General features: G+C 57.3%; 1 protein-coding gene. It reads right to left on the bottom strand.

What is annotated here, in order from left to right; translation table 11 throughout:
- The coding region (locus ACXAIA_RS20660; protein WP_475351011.1) for a SpvB/TcaC N-terminal domain-containing protein at positions 1-246 on the bottom strand (246 nt) is incomplete at both ends.

Raw genomic sequence — 246 nt, forward strand, 5'->3', positions numbered from 1 at the left:
CATCAATCTCTGTACGGTATTCGCTGGCCGCGGCACCATAATCACCAGACACCGCAACAAGACGCTGACCATCAAGGCAAAAGCGGTCATCACCGTCAAACTTGACCGCACGGATCGTCCCGTCCGGCGTCAGGCTCTGACTGCAGCGGGTAATTGCCGAAAGACCACCGATCCCCCAGCCAACACCCAAAAGCCCATTACCGCTGCCCGAGCTGTAATAAAGCTCAACCTCCGGCACCAGATCAC

The sequence above is a fragment of the Thalassospira sp. ABL2_045 genome, assembly GCF_056161285.1.